Source organism: Psychroserpens sp., assembly GCF_047633235.1.
Lineage (GTDB): Bacteria > Bacteroidota > Bacteroidia > Flavobacteriales > Flavobacteriaceae > Psychroserpens.
The window spans coordinates 1-6,851 of sequence record NZ_JBLIET010000080.1; the positions used below are offsets into that span (position 1 = coordinate 1).

The 6,851-nt window shown below is 32.2% G+C and carries 8 protein-coding genes; all 8 read right to left on the reverse strand.

Going from position 1 to position 6,851, the window contains the following annotated elements; genetic code table 11:
- Positions 1-131: 131 nt before the first annotated feature.
- Positions 132-806 (reverse strand): YiiX/YebB-like N1pC/P60 family cysteine hydrolase, encoded by a 675-nt coding sequence (locus ACJAZK_RS14480; RefSeq protein WP_415224651.1) that lies wholly within the window; start codon positions 804-806, stop codon positions 132-134.
- Between the two features lie 165 nt (positions 807-971).
- On the reverse strand, positions 972-1,262 hold the full coding sequence (locus ACJAZK_RS14485) for a hypothetical protein (protein ID WP_415224652.1): 291 nt from the start codon (positions 1,260-1,262) through the stop codon (positions 972-974).
- A 25-nt stretch (positions 1,263-1,287) separates the two neighbouring features.
- The gene (locus tag ACJAZK_RS14490) at positions 1,288-1,449 is read right to left on the reverse strand and encodes a hypothetical protein (RefSeq protein ID WP_415224653.1); all 162 of its coding nucleotides are present in this window, start codon (positions 1,447-1,449) and stop codon (positions 1,288-1,290) included.
- Between the two features lie 281 nt (positions 1,450-1,730).
- Positions 1,731-2,483 carry an ABC transporter ATP-binding protein gene (locus ACJAZK_RS14495; protein ID WP_415224654.1) on the reverse strand — a complete coding sequence of 251 codons (753 nt, stop codon included), beginning with the start codon at positions 2,481-2,483 and terminating at the stop codon, positions 1,731-1,733.
- A gap of 19 nt (positions 2,484-2,502) precedes the next feature.
- On the reverse strand, positions 2,503-3,951 hold the full coding sequence (locus ACJAZK_RS14500) for an ABC transporter permease (RefSeq protein WP_415224655.1): 1,449 nt from the start codon (positions 3,949-3,951) through the stop codon (positions 2,503-2,505).
- Positions 3,952-4,129: 178 nt separating this feature from the next.
- Positions 4,130-5,188, reverse strand: coding sequence for a Fe(3+) ABC transporter substrate-binding protein (locus ACJAZK_RS14505; protein ID WP_415224656.1), 1,059 nt, complete (start codon positions 5,186-5,188; stop codon positions 4,130-4,132).
- Between the two features lie 235 nt (positions 5,189-5,423).
- Positions 5,424-5,939, reverse strand: a complete 516-nt coding sequence (locus ACJAZK_RS14510; RefSeq protein WP_415224657.1) for a hypothetical protein — start codon at positions 5,937-5,939, stop codon at positions 5,424-5,426.
- Between the two features lie 161 nt (positions 5,940-6,100).
- Entirely contained in the window at positions 6,101-6,784 is a 684-nt protein-coding gene (locus tag ACJAZK_RS14515) for a DUF6090 family protein (RefSeq protein ID WP_415224658.1), read from the reverse strand.
- Positions 6,785-6,851 lie beyond the last annotated feature (67 nt).

A 6,851-nucleotide genomic window follows, 5' to 3' on the forward strand; every position in this document is an offset into this window, starting at 1 on the left:
TATTTTTTTTAAAGCCAAATTAAAAAAAATAGCGAATCTAGTAAAAAGACACCATCCTTTTGGGTAAGTACCAGAACCCTTATTAATTATAGCTATTGTTGGTAGTAGTTTATAGAAAGTAAGATTGCCTTTTATTCATTTTCATAATCGTGTATAAATTTGATATGTGGGCTGCTGGCCATCAAGTTAGGGTTTGTTCCTTCAATTCCTTCAGGAATTGGTTGGTTGCGGGTTTCGTAATAAGTTACCCAACTAGGCATTGGGTTTCCAGTGCTATCGTTAAATGTCATTGGGTGCGTAAGAAAAGGAATAGAATCTGCAGCTAAATCTTGAGAAGAAAACATTTTATAAACTAATTCGGAGCAATAATAAGAATCGTCATCCCATAAAAAAATCTCATCATAAGGCGTATTTATTCTTTTGATTCCATACGCTATTGCATTAGAAATATAAGGCTGGTAATAGCTATCTAATCTTGCAACTGTGGTTTGAGGCTTGTTGAATTTGTTTTTACTCCTGTTCAGAAACTTTATTAAAGGAGTTTGGCAAATCCCTTCTTTTGGAATTGCCTCCACTACAAACCATTTTTGGTCTTTTTGCATTGCCATCCCAACATGGGAGTAGTTTTTAGAAAATGAAGTTGCTGTTACATCTTTAATTGCAATATCTATTTCGCTTGTTCCAGTATTTTGAAACAGTAAATCCCCTTGTTTTATTTTAAAATTATTGTTTTGTTTGTCATTGCAACTGAGCACAACAATTGAGAATATAAGGAGAATACAAGTTTGCTTTAGGATGCTATTCATGATTGTTTTGTTGTTCGTTTTAAGACAGGTCAAAATTATTGGGAATCACGGGGTATGTCGTTTTTTAAGCCGCTAATTTAGTAAATAAAACAAGAGCCAAGAAAGTCTGTTTAGACTTTTGTAAAGAAGCGAGCAGTTAATTTTATTCGGTATTACAAATAGTTTTTAATCACAATCTGCATTACAGAATTTGTAGTTAAAACTATTTAAGTCAACAATATAGGATCCTATAATTCGGTTATTTTCTAAAGTTTCAATTATATAATTTAATTTTAATAGCATTTCACCAAGTAATAATTCTACTTGAGCATTGTAAATTCTAATTTTATTATTTGATGCATATGAATTAGCCACACTGTTTAAAGAGGTCAAATTATTATTAAGATTGAACATCATTTGGTTACTTATTGAGATTACAAAATCACTGTCTTCTAAATTTCTGTTGTAAGTATACATTCCTGACCTTAACTCACTTTTATTTTTAGCAAAAGAAATCTGTACTTGGTTGTAGGATAATTATGTGCTTCCAAGGCGAACCATAGCAGGATTGGGTTAATTTATTTCCAATCTCAGAATCAGTGAGAATAACATTAAATTCAGAAATATTTTCTGGCTCAAAAGCATTAGATGTTTCAAATCCCATTCCTGTGCTTTCAATTCTTTAACTATGCTTGAGATTGAATTCAAAAATATTTTCATTTTCATTGTTGTCTTTACCACATGACATAAACGCTACTAAAATTACGACTCCTAAAATGTATTATATTATTTCTATTTAAATTATTTGTACCGTTTACGATATGAAAAGTAGGCGGTTACGAAGCACGAAACCTTCGGTTAAACACAAAATATGATAGGAGTCAAAAACCTTAAATTTACTTCTATCTCGGCTATTTTTTATATATATATTGTTCTCGACTGGTTTTATTTTTGGAATAGATTTAAAACTCCTTCCATATTCGCCTTTAATTCAGACATAATATTGCTGATGTCCTCATTTTCACTACTTTTTGATAGTTCAGATATCGGGCTGTGTTGCACTATTTTTCCGTTTTTCAAGAAAAGAATTTCGTCTGCTATATCGATGGCGTCTGAGATATCATGAGTGATGAATATCATAGAGGTATTAAGCTTCTTTACAATACCTTTTATTTCTTTGCGTAATATAGATCTTAAACCAACATCTAGACTACTAAAGGGCTCGTCAAGTAAAAGTAATTTGGGCTCAATTGCCAATGTGCGGGCTAAAGCTACTCTCTGCTCTTGACCACCACTTAGTTGCGAAGGATAGGACTTGTTGTAGCCTTCCATTTTCACCAACTTAAGCAGGTTGTCTATGATTTTACTTTTATCATTTTTAATACCATATGCTATGTTTTGTTCAACTGTAAGGTGCGGGAATAATGCAAAGTCTTGAAAAACGAAGCCTATATTTCGCAGTTGAGGCTTTACTATTTTGGTGTTATCACTGACGATAGATTGTGCTATTTTTATTTCACCTCCTTCCGGTCGTTCTAGACCAGCGATAAGTCTAAGTAAGGTAGATTTCCCACTTCCGCTTTCACCTACAATTGCACATATCTTGCCGCGCTCCATAGTGAAGTTAAAATCAGACAGGACCTTTACTTTTCCATCATAAGACTTAGAAAGTTTACTAATTTCTAAAATAGAATTCATCACCATAAAATATCCTTATTTATCTGTTTAATTTATCTCTTTTTTGCAAATAACTAACGAATGCCATTGATATTGTAATCGTAAATATCAACATCAATGCAGGTAAGGCTGCTTCTGCGACACGTTCGTCACTTGCGTATTCATAGGCTTTTACGGCCAATGTTTGTACATTATAGGGTTTCAGGATTAGTGTTAATGGCAGCTCTTTTAATACGTCAATAAAAACCAATATTCCTGATGTTAATAAAGCAGTTCTCAATAAAGGCAATTCGATATTAAACAGTGTTTTTATCTTGCCAGTATTTAGAAGGTAAGAAGCTTCAGAGATGTTCTTTCCCACCTTTAAAGAGTTGGCCTCTAATGGATGAAATACCACTGCTAAAAATCGAAAAACATAGGCATATATTAAGACAACGCTACTGCTGTAAAATATAAATCCAATTTCAAGGCTAAAGACATCATCAAAAAAAGTAATAAAAGACTGGCTGCTTCTTATGACTCCAATTCCTATAATAGCTCCTGGTATCACATAGCCAATAGTTGCAACTTTCTTAAAAAAATGTAAACTTTTTAAATGATTCCATCTTGAAAAATAGATTAAGGCTAATGAGGTAAGAAGAATAAGACCAGTAGTAACCAATGCGATAGTAAAGCTCTGTCCCGCTATCTGCAGTAATTCAATGTTAAATGTTTTTTTATAAGTGAGTGTAGCCCAGTAAAACAGTTGACCTAAAGGTAATAAGAGACCAAAGAGAATAGGAATACCAACTATTATCCAAACTAAAAGCCGCTTATTGCTTTTTAGGTCAATTCTATCTGTCGATTTCAGCTGGTCAGTACTACCTTTTACCGCATACGATTTACTTCCTCTTTGCCACTTTACCAGTGCATTGATAAGGACAACCATTACGATCAATAATGCGGATAGATACACCGCTGATTGCAGGTCTTCAAGCATCGTCCAGGTTCTGAATATTCCCGTTGTAAATGTATTGATCCCGTAATATTTAGCTGCTCCATAATCGTTAAGTACTTCCATAAATACTAAAAACAGTCCACTAATAATTGCGGGTGATGCTAAAGGAAAAGCTACTGATCTTAGATAGCGCCAGTTGGATGCTCCTAATATGTCACTTGACTCACGAATACTTCGTGGAATAGATGAAAACATAGCCAGACTGCTTGCATACACATAAGGGAAAAGAGAAAAACTCAATACCCAGATCAATCCATAGATGTTCATCAACTCTATTTTTTGAACAGAAAACCCAATAGTTTGTAAACACCAGATTAGTGTACCACCGTTGCCTAGTAAGCCAACATACGCATAGGCTACAATATAGGACGGAATTGCTAATGGTAGAAGAAGTAACCATTTTAATACGGATCTTAGCGGGAAATTATAATTGGATATAACCCATGCTGAAGTGGTGCCAAGTAGCGTTGTTAGTATGCCGGTACCTATCAAGAGTACAATAGAATTTTGGATATACTCTAATAGAAAATAGTTGACAATATGTTCCCACATATCACCTACTCCATCAAATAGGTGCACAGTGATGGTTAAAATAGGGATCGCAACAAGAAAGCCAATGGCTGCTGTAAACAACGACCATTGGTTAAAATCTCTTCGTATTCTATTTAATTTACTGAGCATTTGGCCCTTTATCCCATGCTACTTCATCAAAAGTTATGACTGCAGCCTTATTCAATTCTCCGAGTTTGTTTAAGGATAGGTGATCTTCCTTAAAATTGCCCCAAGAGGTTAATAATTCTGATGTATTGGCTGCAGCGTTTACGGGATACTCATAATTAGTTTTTGCAAATATTTCTTGTACTTCTTTGCTTACTAAGTATTCCATAAATTTAATTGCATTTGCGCTATTAGGTGCATGTTTAGTAACACCGATTCCACTTATATTAATATGTGTACCGCTGTCATCTTGATTCGGGAAAAAGAGTCCGACCGCCTTCGCAGCATTTACCTCAACCGGATCTTTTGAATTAAGCAGTTTACCTATGTAGTAGGTGTTCACAATTGCAAGGTCACCTTCTCCTGCAAATATAGCTTTGATTTGATCTCGGTCATTTCCTTTGGGTACTCGAGCAAAATTTGTAATGATACCTTCAGCCCATTTTTTAGCCTCTGTCTTGCCATTATTAGCTATGATAGAAGCAAGTAATGACTGATTGTAAATGTTGCTAGACGCACGAATTAATATCTTGTTTTTCCATTTAGATTCGGTTAATGCCTTATAAGTAGTTAATTCTTCAGGGTTTACTCTTTCTTTTGAATACGCGATGATACGTGCACGCTTCGTCAATCCGAACCATTCATTCTCTTGATCCTTCAAGTAACTAGGTATCCTAGACTCAAGTACTTTTGAATCTACAGATTGTAATAATCCTTTATTTTTAGCTCTCACGAGTCTTCCTGCATCTACGGTAAGTAATAAGTCTGCAGGTGTTTGTTTGCCTTCACTTTCTAGTTTCTGTATAAGTGCGTCTGCACTTGCTTTTACAACATTAATTTGTATCCCAGTTTTTTGTTCAAACTTTTCGAAGATGACTTTGTCGCTGTCATAATGCCTATGCGTGTAAAGAGTGACTTCTTGTTTTTGGTCTTGTTCTGTTTTCTTGCTGCTATTCTTACAAGAGAACATTAGAGATGCTGTGAATAACAGTAGAATTGAATATTTAAGCATTTTTTTTTGAGTTTATATTTTATAAGAGCTACAAAAATAAGTTATTTATATTGATTATAAATAGTTCCGCTAAATAATTTTGTTTGTTGAGAACGTGTTTGTATAAGGTTGGTTGCTGTGGTTAAGCGATAAAGTTAATAAACAATAACGGAATAGAAAGGCCGCGCGGACTTTCCTAAATAAGCAAGAACCAAAGCAATTAATTTTGTAGGGTGTTGGCAATAGTTTTTTAAAATTAAATTCTCGAATTATTTTTTTTAGTAAAATTTAATTTTTCATTAAATTCAATATTATTCAGAACACTTTTAAATTCATTTTTCATTTTTTTATCTCTTAAAAGTATTTCAAAATTATATTTATCTCTGTTTTTATTAATTATTTTCAAATAATTTTTATTTCCGTAAATTGAATGACCTATCCAACTTCCATGACCCATATATTTTAAAAAAATACTTTCTATTTCGTTCAGTTCAATTTTGGTTTCAGTTTCGTTTAAGTAGATTAAAATATGTTTTTCATATATTTTAAAAATTCCGACTACTTTTGGTTTTTTAAAAGATTCTCCGAATATAAAATATGCTCCAAATAATAATATTATGAAACTCAAATATTTCAAATATATATTATTATTTTCTTTGTCAAACAGAAAAAAATAAAAGTGCGCTAAAAGATATAATATTCCAAATATTATAGAATATGCTTTTATAGATTGTTTGGTTTCAACAATTTCAGTTTTAAATTCGCTTTTCATTTCGATTTTTAATTATTGCCAACGTTGTTGTATATAGTTTGTTGCGTGTTTTAAGCACCTAATTTAGTAAATAATTACCGACTAAGAAAGTCTGAAAGGACTTTCTTAAGTAGGCAAGAAGCTAGCAATAAATTATATATGGTGTTGTGCTTTCGTTATTTTTAGTTGTCTTTTAGTTCTAGTTTAATTGCATCAATAAGTTCAGTAATCATATTCTCTATCTCTTTATATATTGTGATTATAGAATATCTCATATCACAATTTAACGTAATAACTGACTTAAATTCATTATTTCGGGATAACTGGTCAACATTAATTGGTTCATATAAGTTTTCAGAACTTAATCTTAAGTGTTTTGTAATTTGAGGTATAATTTGCTCATATTGAAATTTCTCATCCCTTACTTGTTCAATATACCTTATGTATTCATATCGTGTAGAATATAAATTTGTGATTTTTATTCGTAGACTGTCATTTTTTATAATGTCTAGACCAAAAGATTCTAAATTTTTAAAGGCTGAAGTATTTTTAACAAAGACAGTATTTCCTTTTATCCTTGTATAATATAGATTTAAAGAATCGTGATAAACGCCATTATTTAAACTTTTAAGTACAATTCGGTTGGCTTTTAAAAGTTCTTCATTTTTATTAATATCCCACTTTAAACCTTCTAAATCCGATTCTAAATTCGATTTCATTTCAATTAAAAGAGTTGTTTCCTTAATTGTAAGGTTATTTTCGGCGTTCCAATTATTGATTCCTAAAGCGATTAGTATTCCAATTACCACAAGAATAATTTCCCCAATAGCATATTTAAAGTATTTCCCAGTACTCTTTTTCTCCATAAGGTCGTATCGTTTTTTTCTAAAAAATTTTATCATTGGTTATTCGTTGGTTATAATGAAGCACAAC